This window comes from Micromonospora sp. CB01531 (assembly GCF_001905095.1).
GTDB lineage: Bacteria > Actinomycetota > Actinomycetes > Mycobacteriales > Micromonosporaceae > Micromonospora.
Map to the genome: position 1 here is coordinate 169,850 of NZ_LWLS01000083.1, position 15,212 is coordinate 185,061.

The window sequence follows — 15,212 nt, forward strand, 5'->3', positions numbered from 1 at the left end:
CCCGCCCGCCGCCACGCGTACGCGTGACCTGAGCAATCCGTTGCTGGACCCGGCAGCCGGTTCGGGCTATTGAGCGCGGAGTTCGACGAGGGTCGCCTGCGGCGGCGCGCCGACCCGCACCGGCGGGCCCCAGAAACCGGCGCCGTTGGTCACGTAGACCTTGGTCCCGTCCACCTCGCCGAGGCCGGAGACCACCGGCTGCTGAAGCCCCACCAGCAGGTTGAACGGCACCATCTGCCCGCCGTGGGTGTGCCCGGAGAGCTGAAGGTCCACGCCGTACTTCGCCGCCTCGTACGCGGCCACCGGCTGGTGGGCCAGCAGCACCACCGGGCGGCTCGGGTCCCGGTCGCCGAGGGCGGCGGCGTAGTCGGCGGGGGCGGCCAGCCCGGTGCCGGCGGCGGTGACGTCGTTCACCCCGGCCAGGTCGAGTACGCCGCCCCGGGCCCGGATCTCCTGGCGCGCGTTCTGGAGGACCCGCAGGCCGAGCCGGTCCACCTCCTGGACCCATTCCTCGACGCCGGAGTAGTACTCGTGGTTGCCGGTGACGAAGAAGCTGCCGTACCGGGACCGCAGGTCGCGCAACGGTTCCGCCGCCGCGCCCAGCTCGGCGACCGAGCCGTCGACCAGGTCACCGACCACCGCCACCAGATCGGCGTCGAGCCGGTTGATCATCGCGACGATCCGCTCGGTGTGCGACCGTCCGCGCAGCGGCCCCAGGTGGATGTCGGAGACCGTGGCGATCCGCAGTCCGTCCATGCTGCGGGGGAGCTTGGCCAGCGGGATCTGCACCCGGTCCAGCCGCGGCGGTCCCATCGCCGTGCGGACGCCGTACCCGGTGAGACCGGCGGCGGTGAGCCCGGCGAAGATCGCGGCGCCCCGGGTGAGCAGCAACCTGCGGGACGGGTCATGGCCGGGGGCCGGTGCCGTGGCGGTGCCGGCCGGGGGCGGATTCGCGGGACCGGTCGCCGACTCGGCGGGCTGGTCGGCCGGCGGCTGGTCGGCTGGCGGCTCGGCGAGGCCGACGGACGAGGCCCGGGCGAGGCCGGCCGAGGGCATTTCCGCCTGGACGGCCGCGATGTCGAGCGGTGCGGCGGCCGGTCCACCGGCCCCGACCAGCGCGGGCTCGGACGCCGGCAGGCCGACCCGCATCCGGCGCCGCAGCGCCAGCTTCGCCACCGCCAGCGGCACTTCCAGCGCCAGCAGCAGGACCAGCAGGTAGAACATCAGGGCCAGCCAGAGGTAGCCCGGCCAGGCCAGCCAGTGCACCCCGCCGCGGGTCGTGATCATGGTGGCCGGCACCAGCAGCGCCAGCAGCAGCAGCGCGATCCCGCCGACGCGCCGCCAGCGCCCGGGCCGAGTGGTGTCGCGGATCAGCCGCTTCCACAGGTAGAGGTGGATCAGGGCGGTGACGAGCACGGCGAAGCCCAGGAACGTTGCCATCGCCAACACGCGATCCTCCTCAGCCGCCCGCGAACGGGGGCAGAACGTCGACCGTCGCCCCGGCCGGCAGCGGTGCCCGACGATCATGGCAGGCTAGGCCGTCGACCAGGAAGCTGGCCGCCTTCAGCACGCTGCTCAGCCCTTCGCCGTGCCGCTCGGCCAGCTCGTCCACCAGCTCGTCGAGGGACCGGCCGGCGGAGGCGGTCTCCTCGGCGCGGCCGGCGGCGGCACGCGCGCCGGCGAAGTAGCGGACAGTCAGCTCCACCGGTCAGCCTCCGATCGCGGACATGGGACGGGCGGGTTGCAGGAAGGTCGGATCGTCGATGCCGTGCCCGGCCCGCTTGCCCCACATCGCGGTCCGCCAGCGGCGGGCCAGCTCGGCGTCGTCCGCCCCGGCGCGCAGCGCGCCGCGCAGGTCGGACTCCTCGGTGGCGAAGAGGCAGGCGCGGACCTGGCCGTCGGCGGTGAGCCGGGTCCGGTCGCAGTCGCCGCAGAAGGGGCGGGTCACACTGGCGATCACCCCGACCCGGGCCGGTCCGCCGTCCACCAGCCAGGTCTCGGCCGGGGACGCGCCCCGCTCGGCCAGATCGGTGCTCAGGTCGAACTCGGCGCGCAGGTCGGCCAGGATCTGGTCGGCGGTGACCATTCGGCCGCGGTCCCAGCCGTGCTGCGCGTCCAGCGGCATCTGCTCGATGAACCGCAGCTCGTAGCCGTGCGCCAAGGCGAACCGAAGCAGTGCGGGGGCCTCGTCGTCGTTGACCCCGCGCATCAGCACCGCGTTGACCTTCACCGGGGTCAGCCCGGCGGCCGCCGCGCCGGCCAGCCCGGCCAGCACGTCAGCGAGCCGGTCCCGCCGGGTCAGCTCGGCGAACCGGGTCCGGTCCACCGTGTCGAGCGAGACATTCACCCGGTCGAGGCCGGCGGCGCGCAGGGTGGGCGCGAGGCGGGCCAGGCCGATGCCGTTGGTGGTCAGGGAGATCCGGGGCCGGGGTCGCAGCGCGGCCACCGCCGACACGATGCCGACCAGGCCGGGCCGGATCAGCGGCTCGCCGCCGGTGAAACGCACCTCGGTGACCCCGAGCCGGTGCACCGCGACGCGGATCAGCCGGATGATCTCGTCGTCGGTGAGCAGCTGCGGCCCGGAGAGCCAGGGCAGGCCCTCGGCCGGCATGCAGTAGGTGCAGCGCAGGTTGCACTTGTCGGTCAGCGAGACCCGTAGGTCCCGGGCGACCCGACCGTACCGGTCGACGAGGACTCCGTCGGTCGTCGGGGCGGTGGTCACTTGTCGACCGTAGCGCGTCCGGCGCCCCCCAGCGCAGTGTGGGCGGCGGAGACCACCGCATCCCGGTACGCCGCGCCGAACAGGGCGGTGTGCACCAGCAGCAGGTGGAGCTGGTGCAACGGCACCCGCTCCCGCCAGCCGTCGGCCAGCGGCCATGCCTCCTGGTAGGCCGCCATCATCCGGTCCAGGTGCGACGGGCCGCCGAAGAGCGCCAGCTGCGCCAGGTCGGTCTCCCGGTGGCCGCCGTGCGCCGCCGGGTCGACCAGCCAGACCCGGTCGTCCGCCCCCCAGAGCAGGTTGCCCGGCCAGAGGTCGCCGTGGATCCGGGCCGGCGGCTCGTCCCCGCCGAACTCGCCGATCCGGCCGATCAGCTCCTCGACCAGGCTGGCGTCCGCGCCGCTGAGCGCGCCGTCGTCGACCGACATCTTCAGGTACGGCATCAACCGGCGGCGGGCGAACCACGCCGACCAGGGGCCGGGGTCGGGGGTGTTGTCCTGCGGCAGCGCGCCGATGAATCCAGGCCACTCGGCACCGAAGGTGGGCGCTCCAGCTCGGTGCAGCCCGGCCAGCTCGCGGCCGAACCGCTCGGCCGCCTCCGGCGTCGGCTCGCCGGGCTCGACCCAGTCGAGCGCCAGCAGCTCCGGCAGCGCCACCACCACCTCGGGTACGGCCACCGTGCCCGGCTCGCGCAGCCAGCGGAGGCCGGCCGCCTCGGTGGCGAAGAAACCCTCCGGCACCGGGCGGGCCGCCTTCTCCGGCCAGGTCTTGGCGAAGATCGAGTGCCCGTCGTCGAGGGTGAGCCGGGACGCGGCGCAGATCTCACCACCGGAGACCGGCGTCTCCCGGATCCGCTGGTGGGTCAGGAAGGTCGGCAGGTGCTCCGGGTGTGCCCGCAGGTACGCCAGGTCCATGAGCGCAAGGTAGCCGGTCGGGACGGTCCCCGTGGGGCGGTGAGCGGTTCGGACGCCTGCCGTTCGGCGCTCACCTGCATCGATACTCTCCGTATCTGTGGATAACCCGCGTGTCGTCCACAGGGCCTGTCGCGCCGGCATCCAACCGCCGCACGCTCCCGGCATGACTCCCACCCAGCGCCCCCGGCTCGCCGTCCGCTCGCCCGCCGACCTGATCGCTGCCGTACCTGCTCGGCTTCCACCCCGCCGACAGCCTGGTGGTGGTGGCGCTACGCGGCCGGCGGGTGGTCTTCGCCGCCCGGGGCGACCTGCCCGAACCGGGATCCGACCCGGGTCCGGCCGCCCGCCATCTCGCGCAGGTCATCGCCCGGCAGGGCACCGAGGCCGCCACCGTGATCGGGTACGGCCCGGCCACCCGGGTGACCGGTGCGGTCGACGCGGTGGGCGAGGCGCTGGACGACGCCGGGCTGCTCGTCCTCGACGCCCTGCGGGTGACCGACGAGCGCTGGTGGTCGTACCTCTGCACCGAGCCCGAGTGCTGCCCGCCCGACGGCACCCCGTACGACCCGGGGGCCAGCGAGGTCAGCGCGGCGGCCGTCTTCGCCGGTCAGGTGGCGCTGCCCGACCGGGCCGCGCTGAACGCACAGGTGGCCGCGCTCGACGGGCCGGTCCGGGTGGCCATGCGCCGGGCCACCGTCCGGGCGCGCCGACGCCTGGCTGAGCTGACCGAGGAGGCGGCCGAGACCGCGCTGGCCGGTGGCCGCTCCGTACGCTCCGCGGGCGTCGCGGCGGTGCGCGACGCGTTCCGCGGGCACTGGCGCGGCGAGCGGCTGGGCGACGACCAGGTGGCCTGGCTGACGGTGCTCCTCACCCAACTCCCGGTACGCGACCACGCCTGGGAACGGACCGACGGCCGGGACGCCGACATCAGCCTCTGGACCGACGTGCTGCGCCGGGCCGAACCGGAGCTGATCGCCGCCCCCGGCAGCCTGCTCGCCTTCGCGGCCTGGCGGGCGGGGCACGGTGCCCTGGCGGCGGTGGCCCTGGAACGGGTGCTCGACACCCGCCCCGACTACTCCCTCGCCCTGCTCCTGGACGACGTGCTCCGCCGCGGGATGCCGCCGTCGGAGTTGGACGGCTGGCCGGCGGTCGGTTTCCCGGGGGTGGTGCGCCGCCGCATTCCGCGCCGGCGCATCTGACGTGTCGGCGCTCAGGGAGGTCGCGTCAACTCACGCAGGCCCCCTGGCGTTCCCACTATTCGCTGATCCGCGCTGCGCCCGTGTAGACGTTCATCGTCCGGCCGCGTAGGAAGCCGACCACCGTCATGCCGGCCTCCTCGGCCAACTCGACGGCGAGGGTGCTGGGCGCGGAGACCGCCGCCAGCAGGGGCACTCCGGCCATCCACGCCTTCTGCGTCAGCTCGAAGCTGGCCCGGCCGGAGACCAGCAGCACGTGCCCGGCCAGCGGCAGCCGGCGTTCCCGGACCGCCCAGCCGACCACCTTGTCCACCGCGTTGTGCCGGCCGACGTCCTCGCGCAGCACCACCAGCTCGCCATCGGCGGTGAAGAGTCCGGCCGCGTGCAGCCCACCGGTCCGGTCGAAGGCGCGCTGTGCCGCCCGGAGCCGGTCCGGCAGGGCGGCCAGCAGCTCGGCGGGCACGCGGAGCGGGTCGTCCCGCACCGCGAACAGCGACCGGGTGCGGACGGCGTCGATGCTCGCCTTGCCGCACACCCCGCACGAGCTGGTCGTGTAGAAGTTGCGGGCCGGGTCGGTGGTGGGCTCGGGCACGCCGGGCGCCAGCACCACGTCGACCACGTTGTACGTGTTCGGCGTCTCCGCCCCGGCGCAGAGCTGGGCGGTGTGCACGTCGTCGGCGGACCGGATCAGGCCCTCGGTGAGCAGAAAGCCGATCGCCAGATCCAGGTCGTCGCCGGGGGTACGCATGGTCACCGCGAGCGGCTTCCGCCGGCCGGGGCCCGCGGGGCCGACCCGGATCTCCAGCGGCTCCTCCACCGCCAGGGTGTCCGGTCGCCGTATCCGGGCGCGCCTGTCGGCCGCCGCGTCGAGATCGATCCGGAGCACGCCGCGCCGGTCAGTCGCCCGTCCCATCCCGCCATCCTGCCGCGCGCGGTCCGCCACCCGCACAGCGATGCCGCCCCGGCGCCGCATGGGTCCTGCTGGAGGGCGGACGGAGCTGCCTGCGGTTTACCGTGGGCGGGTGACGGCGTACGCGGCGGTGGTGCTGTCGGGCGGCGCGGCCCGCCGGATGGGCGGGGTGGACAAGCCGGCGCGTCCGGTCGGCGGCCGGCCCATGCTGTACCGGGTGCTGGCCGCGGTCGCCGACGCCGCGCCGCGGATCGTGGTCGGTCCGGCCGGCCCGCTCCCCGACGACGTACGGCTGACCCGCGAGCGCCCGCCCGGCGGTGGCCCGGTGGCCGCCACGGCTGCCGGGCTGGCCCTGCTCGCCCGCGGTACGACCACGGTCGCCCTGCTCGCCGCCGACCTTCCCCTGCTCACCCCCGCGGCAGTGGCGGACCTGCGGCGCGCGCTCGACGGGTCGACCGCCGACGGGGCCTGCTACGTGGACGGCGACGGCCGCCGGCAGCAGCTCTGCGGGGTGTGGCGGGTCGCCGCGCTGCGGGCGGCGGTGGACCGCCTCGCCGCCGGGCGGGGTGGCACGGTCGACGGGGCTCCGGTACGCGGGCTGCTGGCCGGCACGACGGTCCGGGAGGTGGCCTGGTCCGGCTCCGGGCCGCCGCCCTGGTTCGACTGCGACACTGACGAGGACGTACGCCGGGCCGAGGAGTGGACGAGATGACGGTGATGGACGACTGGGTCACGGCAGCCTGCGCCGAGTTGGGGCTCGACCCGGGCGACGTGTCGGTGCCGGTCGTGCTGGATCTGGCCAAGGACGTGGCCCATCAGGTGCTGCGCCCGGGCGCGCCGGTCACCGCGTACCTGCTGGGGGTGGCCGTGGGGCGCGGCGGCGACCTGGCCGCGACGGCTGCGCGGCTCAGTGAGCTGGCCAACTCCTGGCCGCTCGACCTGGACGGCACCACGCCGGCCGAGTAGCCCCCGGGCGTGCCGACCCACGCCCGGGTCCCGGGAGAGACGGGCCCGGCGGCGGGGCGTTTTGGGGTGACTGTCCGATCCTGGTCCGCCGTGATTCGACCCCCCACCGTCCGTGGGTAGGGTGGCCGTGACGGACGGAGGCGATCATGACGGCTGACCACCCCTCGGTGCCGACCGGTGAGTCCGCCGGCGGTGTGCCGGAGCAGTACGAGTCGATCCTGCTGGACGAGCCGACCACGGCGGACCTCCGGGCCAAGGTGACCGAGGCCTGGCGGGAGTTCGCCCGCGCGCTGGCCGACCGGCTGCGTGACCTGCCGGCCGGTACGCACCTGGAGCTGACCCTCGACCCGACCGCCTCCGGGACCGGGGACGCCGTCTACTCGATCAGCGTGGACGTCGGGGAGGAGGGCCGGCTGTCGGCGCGGGCCGTGGGCAACGCCACCCTGCCGCAGGGGTACCGCCTGGACCGGGCCGCCGTGGCCGACATGATCGCGCTCGGCTGGTCCCCGCCCGGGGTGGTGGAGGGCTCCGGCGAGCAGTTCGGGTTGGACTGCGCGGTCGACGAGGCCGCCCGGCTGGCGGCCGTGCTCTCCCGCACCCTCCGCGACGTCTACGGGGCGCCGCACCCCGCCTTCCTGGTCTATCTGATGCATGACGCCGAGGGCGAGCCGCTGCCGGTGGAGCCGCTGGGCACCGCGCGGAGCGAGTTCGGCCCGGGCCGGGACGTGGAGGCGGACCTCGACGAGGCGCTGGCCGCGGCGGCGACCGCGCAGGCCGGCGGGAACGACGTGCTCGCGCTCGAGGAGCGGGTCCGTACGGTCGTCTCCACAATGCTCAAGTCGAATGCCGACCAGTTGCAGATCGACTCGGACGGCGACATCAACATCCGTTCCGGCTCGGCCATGGTCTTCGTCCGGGTACGCGACAACCCGCCCCTGGTCGATGTCTTCTCCCCGGTGCTCACCGAGGTCGAGCCGACCGAGCGCCTCTATGTGAAGCTCTCCGAGCTGACCAACCGGATGCCGATCGGCCGCCTCTACTGCGCCGACGACACGGTGTGGGCCTCGATCCCGGTCTTCGGCCGCAACTTCCAGCCCACTCACCTTATGCTCGCCGTCCAGGTGATGACCGGCCTGGCCGACGAGTTGGACGACCGGCTGCACGGCGAGTTCGGCGGCCGGCGCTTCTTCGGCGAGGCCGACAAGCCCTCCCGCGCCCAGCCCGAACACCGCACCGGCATGTACCTCTGACCACCCACCCCACCCACCGCCGTGCCCGCCCCGGGCCGGAGGCGACAACTTCACGGAAAGAGTGGCCATTCGGACCGCCATGACCACTTTTTCCGTGAAGTAGCGCGAATCTTGGGGCGCCCGCGCCCGCGCCCGCGCCCGCGCGGAGAGCGCGGGAAGGCGTCAGAGGTCGAGGAGGGTTTTGCCGACGGTGGCGCGGGACTCGATGGCGGCGTGCGCGTCGGCGGCCCGGTCCAGCGGGAAGCGCTGCCCGATCAGCGGGCGCAGCCGCCCGGCCGCCGCCTCGGCGAGCACCTGCTCGGTGAACGCACGCAGTTCGGCCGGCGCGGCGGACGGCCGGAGCAGGGTCACCCCGCGGGCGGCCGCGAGGTCGGCGGGCAGGTCCGCCCAGGCGCCGCTGGCCAGCCCGAAACTGAGCATCCGCCCGCCTGGGCCGAGCAGGTCGAACGCCTCGCGGGCGAGCCGGCCGCCCACCCCGTCGAAGACCACGTCGATCCCGCCGGTGGCGGCGCGTACCCGGGCGGTCCAGTCCGGCTGCCGGTAGTCCACCACCGCGTCGAGGCCGCGTTCGCGGAGCAGGGCCACCTTCCGGGCACCCCCGGCGGCGGCCACGACCCGGGCTCCGGCGGCCGTGGCGAGCTGCGTCAGCAGGCCGCCCACCCCGCCCGCCGCCGCCTCGACCAGCACCCGCTCGCCGCCGCGCAGCCCGGCCGCGTGCACCAGCATGGCGGCCGTACGACCGTCGGCGAGCAGCGCCACCGCCTGGTCCAGCGGCAGCCCGTCCGGCACCGCGAACGGCGCGTCCCGGTCGACCACCACGCGCTCGGCGTAGCCGCCGGAGCCGCCGGTGCTGCTCACCACCCGTCGCCCCACCAGCGCCGGGTCCACGCCGAGGCCCACCTGGGTGATCACTCCGCCCACCCCGTTGCCGGGGATCAGCGGCAGCGACCCGGTGAACGGTCCGAACCCGGTCGATCGGAACATGGTCTCCACGAAGGTGAGGTTGGCGTGGGCGACCTCGATCAGCACCTGATCCGGTCCGGGTGCCGGGTCCGGTGCCGGCCCCGGCACCAGCGCCTCCGGGCCGCCGAACTCCCGTAGCCACACCGCCCGCACGCCGCCTCCTCCCGGCCGGGACGGCTGCCCCCGGCGTTCCACCGGCGTCCAGTGGACAACCTCAACCGGGGATGAGGTCAAGGACGGCGGGTGGGGCCGGACCGACGGTGTCCGGACCCACCCGCCGGGGGAGGGAGGAGGAAGGTCGAGCGCCGGTTGGACGACGGCGCGCCGCCACGGGTTCCCGGGTGGGCCGAGGCCGCGCTGCGGGAGACGGTGACGGCCGGCGTCAGCCCGCGGACGGGCCGACCCCGGGGGACTCGACCAGCCGGGAGAGCACGATGGTGCTGCGCGACGAGGTGACGAAGGACTCGGCCCGCAGCCGTTCCAGCGCCTCCTCGAGGTGGGCGATGTCGGCGGCCCGCAGGTGCACCAGGGCGTCCGCCTCCCCCGAGACGGTGTAGGCCCCGACCACCTCGGGATGCCGCCGTGCCGCGGCACCGATCTGCGCCGGGGTGGTCCGGCCGGCGCAGAAGAGTTCCACGAACGCCTCGGTGGTCCAGCCGACGGCGGCCGGGTCGACGACGGCCGTGAAGCCGCGGATGACGCCGGCGGATCGGAGCCGGTCAACCCGACGCTTGACCGCAGGGGCGGAGAGTGACACCCGCGCGCCGATGTCCGCGTACGAGGCGCGGGCATCTGCCACGAGCAACGCAATGATTCGCTGGTCAACCGCGTCTATCTGCAACGTTCCGCCTCTGGGAAGCAATGGTTGTGGCTGTTACCAAAGTTGTACCGTACCTACTCTTGGTGACCGTGAACCAGCAGCGAGTCCCGCGAAAGCGGACATACCTCATGTGCTCGCCCGAGCACTTCGCGGTCGAGTACGCGATCAACCCGTGGATGGACGTGACCGCACCGGTCGACGCGGAGCTGGCGGTCAAGCAGTGGGACCGCCTGCGGGAGACGCTCGTCGGCCTCGGCCACGAGGTGCACCAGCTCAGCCCCGAGCGCGGGCTGCCGGACATGGTCTTCGCGGCCAACGGTGCCTTCGTGGTGGACGGGACGGTCTACGGCGCCCAGTTCAAGCACGAGCAGCGGGCCGCCGAGGCCGCCGCGCACCGGGCGTTCTACGAGGCGAACGGCTGGCGGTTCATCGCGCCGAGCGAGACCAACGAGGGCGAGGGCGACTTCGCGTACCTGCCGGACGCGCACGGCGGGCTGATCCTCGCCGGCCACGGCTTCCGCACCGAGCTGGCGGCGCACGCCGAGGCGCAGGAGGCGCTCGGCCGGCCGGTGGTCTCGCTGCGCCTGGTCGACCCGCGCTTCTACCACCTGGACGTGGCGCTCGCCTCGATCGACGACGAGAACATCGTCTACTACCCGGGCGCCTTCTCCGCGGCCAGCCAGAAGGTGCTCGCCCAGCTCTTCCCGGACGCGGTGCTCGCCGACGACTCCGACGCCCTGGCCTTCGGCCTCAACCTGGTCAGCGACGGGCTGAACGTCGTGCTGAACAGCGAGGCGACCCGGCTGGCGGGCAAGCTCAAGGCGGCCGGCTACCACCCGGTGCCGGTCGAGCTGGCCGAGCTGAAGAAGGGCGGCGGCAGCGTGAAGTGCTGCATCGCCGAGCTGCGCCACTGACGCGCACCGGACACCGAGCACGGAAACGGGCGGCCTCCCCGCGGGGAGGCCGCCCGTTCGGCGTACGAGGGGTCAGCCGAGGGTGGCCAGCTCGGTGATCACGACGTTCGACAGCATCCGGCCGTCGAGCTGGACCTTCCGCAGGTACCACTTCTGCTGCGGGGTACGCGGCTGGTTGAACTGCCAGGGCCCGCGCGGGCTGTCGATCTGGCCGATCTTGCCGAGCGCCAGGTTGACCTGCTGCGGAGTCAGGTCCCTGCCGGCCAGCCGGATCGCCTTGTCCAGCACCTGCGCGGCGTCGTACGAGGCCATCGCGTAGGTGGTCGGCGAGGTGTTGTGCGCCTTCCGGTAGGCCGAGGCGAACACCCGGTTGGCGGTGTTGTTCAGATCGGCCGAGTAGTTGAGCACGGTCTCGATGCCGTGCTTCACGATCAGCGCCCGCTGCTCGCCGCGTTCCCCGTCGTCCAACTGGCTGAGCACGGCGCCCTCGGTGAGGAAGCCGGGGGCGTAGATCGGGCCCCGGTAGCCCTCGGCGTAGAGCTGTTTGATGAACTGCACCGCCTGCGTACCCGCGTAGTGGCAGAGGATTGCGTCGGGCCACTTGTTGTTCTTCAGCGCCTTGTGGATCGCGCCGGAGAAGACCGTCTTGCCCAGCTCGGCCTTGTCCGGGGTGAGAATTTCGCCGTCGATCGGCCGGCGGCCCACTTCGTAGTAGCCGCGCCGGAAGCCGTCGATGACGTCCTTGCTGCTCGAGTTCGACGGGGCGAAGACCGCGATCCGGCTGGACTTGTCCAGCGACTCCCGCAGGTGCCGGCCGAGCGCCTCGCCCGGCTCGTCGAGCACGTACGACGTACGCCAGACGTAGACGACGCTCTGCAGGCTGGCCGGGGACGCGTTGGAACCGACCAGCGGGACGCGGGCCTGCTCGACAGCGTCCCGGATGCCGGACATGACGGCCGAGCTGGCCACGCCGGTGAGCGCGATCACCCCCTCCTTGAGCAGCCGGTCGACGGCGGCCTGGCCGCTCTTGGCGTTCTCGCCCTCCTCGGCCTGCACCACCGTGACCGGGTGCCCGCCGAGCTCCTGGTCGTTGAGGCTCAGGAAGAGCTGGAAACCGTTGACGATCTCGTCACCGATGGCCTTGTTCGGGCCGCTTCCCGGCACGATGAGCCCGATCTTGATCGGGCTGCCCGGAGTGCTCGTACCTTCGGTGTCGGAGCCGCAGCCCGCCGCCAGCCCGGTGGTACCCAGCGCGGCCAGCAGTTGAAGGGCCCGCCTGCGGTTCATCTACGACACCGATTCCTTCCCGAAAGGGCTGCCAGGACGCACGCCCCCTCGGGCGTTCTACCTGCTCGGCGACGCTGCGTCAATGGCAGGAGGATCACCGTGTAACGACCGCAACCTGTCGACTACCTGCGGCCATGCCACCGACTCCGGGTCGATGAGCCCGAAGTGTTCGCATTCGGCCAGCTCAACCAGGGTGGCGGGGGTGTTGGCGGCTCGGGCCGCAGCAACCCAGGAGCGGCTGATCCCGACCGGGACCTGGCGGTCCAGCGTGCCGTGCATCACTACGGTCCGTGCTCGGATCAGCACCAATGCCGATGGATCCGCTGCCGCGTACCGGTCGGGCACGTCGGCCGGGCCGCCGCCGAGCAGCGCGGCCACCGCACCACCGTCCAGGTCCAGCCGGTACGCCTCGGCGAGGTCCGCCACCGGGGCCAGCGCGAGCACGCCGCCGACCGTGCCCGGGGCATGCGCGGCCACGTACAGCGCCAGGTGCCCGCCCGCCGAGTGGCCGACCAGGATCGGTGCGACGGGCGCCACCAGGCCGGGCAGCGCGGCGGCGGCCAGCCCGGGCAGCGCGGCCACCCCGGACAGCACATCGGTGAGGGTGTGCGGCCAGCCTCCGTCCGGCTGGCCGGTGCGCCGGTACTCGAGCTGGGCGACCGGGTGGCCAAGCGCCGCCAGCGCGGCGGCCATCGGGCCGGTGTGGGTGCGGTCGTACTCGACCCGCCAGAAGCCGCCGTGCACCACCACGACCAGCCGCCGGGCCGGGCCGTCGCCGGCCGGCCGGCGCAGGTCGGCGAGCTGGTCCGGGTGGTCGCCGTAGGCGACCGTAACGTCCGGCGGCGGAGCCGGCCGGGTCAGTACGGCGCGCGGGTCTGCGGGCATGACGGCGACGGTAGCGCGCCCCGGTCGGGTGGCTCCGGTCCGGTAGCCGATCCCGGCGCGCGCCGACGACGGCGGCTGGGTAAAGATGGGTCCCATGACCGAAGCGCGTTCCGCTGGACAGAACGACGAACAGGGCAACGATGGCATCCCCGGCACCGTGGTGGTGGTCGGGCCGGACGGTCGACCGGTCGGCACGGTGCAGACCGACGAGGGGCAGGGCGAGGACCCGACCCGCCTGGTCGAGCAGCCGGCCAAGGTGATGCGGATCGGCAGCATGATCAAGCAGCTGCTGGAGGAGGTCAAGGCGGCCCCCCTCGACGACGCCAGCCGGCACCGGATGCGCGAGATCCACGAACGGTCGATCGTCGAGCTGAAGGAGGGCCTCGCCCCCGAGCTGCGCGAGGAACTCGAGCGGATCTCGCTGCCCTTCACCGAGGACAAGGCACCCAGCGAGAGTGAGCTGCGGATCGCCCACGCCCAGTTGGTCGGCTGGCTGGAGGGGCTGTTCCACGGCATCCAGGCCGCCCTGGTCGCCCAGCAGATGGCCGCCCGGGTGCAGCTGGAGCAGATGCGCTCCGGACGGGCCGCGCTGCCCAGCGGCCCCGGCGGGGTGGCCCCGGGGATGCCCGGCATGCCGCCGACCAACGAGGGGCACGCCCCCGGCCAGTACCTCTGACCGGCCGGGGCGCATCCGCGCCCCGGCCCGCTCAGCCCACCCCGAAGACCTGCTCCAGGTACGCCGCCACGCCGTCGGCCGAGTTCGGGCCGGTCACCTCGTCGGCGATCTCCAGCACGGCGGGGTGCGCGTTGGCGACCGCCACCGCCCGGCCGGCCCAGGTCAGCATCGGTACGTCGTTCGGCATGTCCCCGAAGGCGAGCACGTCCCGCTCGTCGACGCCGAGCCGGGCGGCGTACCAGGCCAGGCCCGCCGCCTTGGTCACCCCGGCGGCGGAGATCTCCACCAAGCCGCTGTACGAGGAGTGGGTCGCCTCGGCCAGCCCCGCCAGGGCCGCGGCCACCACCCGTACGAAGACGTCCGGGTCCTGCTCGCCGGCCCGGGCGAGCAGCTTAACGGCGGGAGCCGCCAGCAGTTCCTCCGGCGACTCCACCGCCCGGATCGCCTCTACGTCGGCGTCCCAGCGCAGCGGATAGTGCACCTCGTGCCGCATCTGCCGGCTGTTTACGATCTCCACCGCGAGGCTCACCTCGGGCACCGCGGCGCGCAGCCGCCGGGCCACCTCGGCGAGCAGTTCGGGCGCGAGCGGGTCGGCCCGGAGCACCTCGTCGGTGGCCGGGTCGTAGACCACCGCGCCGTTCGCGCAGATTGCCGGCAGTGGCTCGGCGAGCTGGTCGTACACGAGTTGGAGCCAGCGGATCGGGCGGCCGGTGACCAGCACGACCGGCGTGCCCGCCGCGGCGATCCGGGCCAGCACGTCGGCGGTGCGTGGGCTGAGCGTCCGGTCGTCGCGCAGCAGCGTGCCGTCGATGTCGGTGGCGATCAGCCGAGGTACCTCTCCCATCACCGGGACAGTAGCCGGTCCAGGTAGACCGCGACGCCGTCGTCGTCGTTGCGCAGGGTGATCTCGTCGGCCGCCGCGCGGACCTCCGGGTGGGCGTTGGCGACCGCCACCCGCCCCCAGCCGGCCCACGCGAACATCGGCAGGTCGTTCGGCTGGTCCCCGAAGACCAGCACCTCGGCCGGGTCGACGCCGATCCGCTCGGCGATCACGCTCAGCCCGGTCGACTTGTCCACCCCGGGCGGGCAGATCTCGATGAAGCCGAGGCCGGCCTGGGTGAGCGTGGCCAGCTCCGGCGGGACGATCCGGCGGGCCATCGCCAGCAACTCGTCCACGTGGTGGTCGGCGGTCCGGGCGAACGCCTTGATCACGTCGCAGGAGAGGCACTCCGCACGGCTGCGCGCCTCGAACCGGTCCTGGTACGGCCAGCTTGCGTGGTAGTCGCCCCAGAGCGGCGCATCGTGCTCGTCGGAGGCCTCCACCATGACGGTCAGCGGCCCGACCGCGGCCTCCAGGTCGGCGAGGATCCGGGTGAGCACGGCTCCGGAGAGCCGCTCGTCCCGCAGCACCAGCGGGCCCGCCGGGTCGCTCTGGTCGACCACGCGGCCGCCGCCGGCCATCACCAGGAAGTCGGCGGCGCGGATGTCGTTGCGGGTCAGCTCGGTCAGCCGCGGTCCGCGGCCGGTCGCGCCGACCACCGGGATCCCCGCGGCCCGCACCCGGTCGAGCACCCCGTGGGTGTACGCCGAGACGGTGTCGTCGCTCCGGACGAGCGTGCCGTCGAGGTCGGTGGCGATCAGCTTGGGCAGTCCCGGGCGGGTCATCGTTCCTCCTTCGCCCGCCGCCGTCACGCCGGCCGTCCTGGTCCTCG

At 74.0% G+C, this 15,212-nt stretch carries 16 protein-coding genes and 1 pseudogene; 6 read left to right on the plus strand and 11 right to left on the minus strand.

Going from position 1 to position 15,212, the window contains the following annotated elements:
• Window positions 1–66: 66 nt before the first annotated feature.
• From A6A27_RS24640 to A6A27_RS24655, 4 genes are read right to left on the minus strand one after another with little or no spacing between them, the layout of a single operon-like run.
• On the minus strand, window positions 67–1,440 hold the full coding sequence (locus A6A27_RS24640) for a metallophosphoesterase (RefSeq protein ID WP_443189999.1): 1,374 nt from the start codon (window positions 1,438–1,440) through the stop codon (window positions 67–69).
• A gap of 19 nt (window positions 1,441–1,459) precedes the next feature.
• Complete coding sequence (locus tag A6A27_RS24645; protein WP_073837010.1) at window positions 1,460–1,705, minus strand: MoaD/ThiS family protein; 246 nt, start codon at window positions 1,703–1,705, stop codon at window positions 1,460–1,462.
• Between the two features lie 3 nt (window positions 1,706–1,708).
• Complete coding sequence (moaA, locus tag A6A27_RS24650) at window positions 1,709–2,722, minus strand: GTP 3',8-cyclase MoaA (protein ID WP_073837011.1); 1,014 nt, start codon at window positions 2,720–2,722, stop codon at window positions 1,709–1,711.
• Entirely contained in the window at window positions 2,719–3,633 is a 915-nt protein-coding gene (locus tag A6A27_RS24655; protein WP_073837012.1) for a fructosamine kinase family protein, read from the minus strand. The genes moaA and A6A27_RS24655 overlap by 4 nt, the downstream gene beginning before the upstream one ends.
• A gap of 163 nt (window positions 3,634–3,796) precedes the next feature.
• Between A6A27_RS24655 and A6A27_RS24660 the strand changes: the two are divergent.
• Window positions 3,797–4,832 (plus strand): annotated as a pseudogene (locus A6A27_RS24660) (DUF4192 domain-containing protein).
• Between the two features lie 55 nt (window positions 4,833–4,887).
• Here the strand turns inward: A6A27_RS24660 and fdhD are convergent.
• Window positions 4,888–5,742: a formate dehydrogenase accessory sulfurtransferase FdhD gene (gene fdhD, locus A6A27_RS24665; protein WP_073837129.1), complete on the minus strand. Its 855-nt coding sequence runs from the start codon at window positions 5,740–5,742 to the stop codon at window positions 4,888–4,890.
• Between the two features lie 109 nt (window positions 5,743–5,851).
• On the opposite strand from fdhD, the gene mobA reads away from it, so the two are divergent.
• The 3 genes from mobA to A6A27_RS24680 all read left to right on the plus strand — a co-directional run bounded on the left by mobA (window position 5,852) and on the right by A6A27_RS24680 (window position 7,955).
• Window positions 5,852–6,451, plus strand: a complete 600-nt coding sequence (mobA, locus tag A6A27_RS24670) for a molybdenum cofactor guanylyltransferase (RefSeq protein WP_143194139.1) — start codon at window positions 5,852–5,854, stop codon at window positions 6,449–6,451.
• Complete coding sequence (locus tag A6A27_RS24675) at window positions 6,448–6,705, plus strand: DUF6457 domain-containing protein (RefSeq protein WP_073837131.1); 258 nt, start codon at window positions 6,448–6,450, stop codon at window positions 6,703–6,705. The genes mobA and A6A27_RS24675 overlap by 4 nt, the downstream gene beginning before the upstream one ends.
• A gap of 146 nt (window positions 6,706–6,851) precedes the next feature.
• Window positions 6,852–7,955: a T3SS (YopN, CesT) and YbjN peptide-binding chaperone 1 gene (locus A6A27_RS24680; RefSeq protein WP_073837013.1), complete on the plus strand. Its 1,104-nt coding sequence runs from the start codon at window positions 6,852–6,854 to the stop codon at window positions 7,953–7,955.
• A gap of 162 nt (window positions 7,956–8,117) precedes the next feature.
• Here the strand turns inward: A6A27_RS24680 and A6A27_RS24685 are convergent, their stop codons facing one another.
• Together A6A27_RS24685 and A6A27_RS24690 are read right to left on the minus strand one after the other, a co-directional pair.
• Window positions 8,118–9,071: a zinc-binding dehydrogenase gene (locus A6A27_RS24685; protein WP_073837014.1), complete on the minus strand. Its 954-nt coding sequence runs from the start codon at window positions 9,069–9,071 to the stop codon at window positions 8,118–8,120.
• 229 nt (window positions 9,072–9,300) lie between these two features.
• Window positions 9,301–9,759: an Lrp/AsnC family transcriptional regulator gene (locus A6A27_RS24690; protein ID WP_073837015.1), complete on the minus strand. Its 459-nt coding sequence runs from the start codon at window positions 9,757–9,759 to the stop codon at window positions 9,301–9,303.
• A 59-nt stretch (window positions 9,760–9,818) separates the two neighbouring features.
• On the opposite strand from A6A27_RS24690, the gene ddaH reads away from it, so the two are divergent.
• Entirely contained in the window at window positions 9,819–10,652 is an 834-nt protein-coding gene (gene ddaH / locus A6A27_RS24695) for a dimethylargininase (RefSeq protein WP_198940428.1), read from the plus strand.
• Between the two features lie 72 nt (window positions 10,653–10,724).
• Here ddaH and A6A27_RS24700 read toward each other — a convergent pair whose 3' ends face one another.
• Window positions 10,725–11,939: an ABC transporter substrate-binding protein gene (locus A6A27_RS24700; RefSeq protein ID WP_073837017.1), complete on the minus strand. Its 1,215-nt coding sequence runs from the start codon at window positions 11,937–11,939 to the stop codon at window positions 10,725–10,727.
• Window positions 11,940–11,996: 57 nt separating this feature from the next.
• On the minus strand, window positions 11,997–12,824 hold the full coding sequence (locus A6A27_RS24705) for an alpha/beta hydrolase family protein (RefSeq protein ID WP_073837018.1): 828 nt from the start codon (window positions 12,822–12,824) through the stop codon (window positions 11,997–11,999).
• A gap of 85 nt (window positions 12,825–12,909) precedes the next feature.
• Between A6A27_RS24705 and A6A27_RS24710 the strand changes: the two genes are divergently transcribed.
• The gene (locus A6A27_RS24710) at window positions 12,910–13,500 is read left to right on the plus strand and encodes a bacterial proteasome activator family protein (protein ID WP_073837019.1); all 591 of its coding nucleotides are present in this window, start codon (window positions 12,910–12,912) and stop codon (window positions 13,498–13,500) included.
• 31 nt (window positions 13,501–13,531) lie between these two features.
• Here A6A27_RS24710 and A6A27_RS24715 read toward each other — a convergent pair whose 3' ends face one another.
• Together A6A27_RS24715 and A6A27_RS24720 are read right to left on the minus strand one after the other, a co-directional pair.
• Window positions 13,532–14,344 carry an HAD family hydrolase gene (locus tag A6A27_RS24715; protein WP_073837020.1) on the minus strand — a complete coding sequence of 271 codons (813 nt, stop codon included), beginning with the start codon at window positions 14,342–14,344 and terminating at the stop codon, window positions 13,532–13,534.
• Entirely contained in the window at window positions 14,344–15,165 is an 822-nt protein-coding gene (locus A6A27_RS24720; RefSeq protein ID WP_073837021.1) for an HAD family hydrolase, read from the minus strand. The genes A6A27_RS24715 and A6A27_RS24720 overlap by 1 nt, the downstream gene beginning before the upstream one ends.
• Between the last annotated feature and the right edge of the window lie 47 nt (window positions 15,166–15,212).

What these genes read in the sequence shown, in the direction of transcription:
- A6A27_RS24640 (WP_443189999.1), bottom strand. Translation starts at nt 1,440, where the DNA reads ATGGCAACGTTCCTGGGCTTCGCCGTGCTCGTCACCGCCCTGATCCAC.
- A6A27_RS24655 (WP_073837012.1), bottom strand. Translation starts at nt 3,633, where the DNA reads ATGGACCTGGCGTACCTGCGGGCACACCCGGAGCACCTGCCGACCTTC.
- fdhD (WP_073837129.1), bottom strand. Translation starts at nt 5,742, where the DNA reads ATGGGACGGGCGACTGACCGGCGCGGCGTGCTCCGGATCGATCTCGAC.
- A6A27_RS24675 (WP_073837131.1), top strand. Translation starts at nt 6,448, where the DNA reads ATGACGGTGATGGACGACTGGGTCACGGCAGCCTGCGCCGAGTTGGGG.
- A6A27_RS24680 (WP_073837013.1), top strand. Translation starts at nt 6,852, where the DNA reads ATGACGGCTGACCACCCCTCGGTGCCGACCGGTGAGTCCGCCGGCGGT.
- A6A27_RS24700 (WP_073837017.1), bottom strand. Translation starts at nt 11,939, where the DNA reads ATGAACCGCAGGCGGGCCCTTCAACTGCTGGCCGCGCTGGGTACCACC.
- A6A27_RS24705 (WP_073837018.1), bottom strand. Translation starts at nt 12,824, where the DNA reads ATGCCCGCAGACCCGCGCGCCGTACTGACCCGGCCGGCTCCGCCGCCG.
- A6A27_RS24710 (WP_073837019.1), top strand. Translation starts at nt 12,910, where the DNA reads ATGGGTCCCATGACCGAAGCGCGTTCCGCTGGACAGAACGACGAACAG.
- A6A27_RS24715 (WP_073837020.1), bottom strand. Translation starts at nt 14,344, where the DNA reads ATGGGAGAGGTACCTCGGCTGATCGCCACCGACATCGACGGCACGCTG.
- A6A27_RS24720 (WP_073837021.1), bottom strand. Translation starts at nt 15,165, where the DNA reads ATGACCCGCCCGGGACTGCCCAAGCTGATCGCCACCGACCTCGACGGC.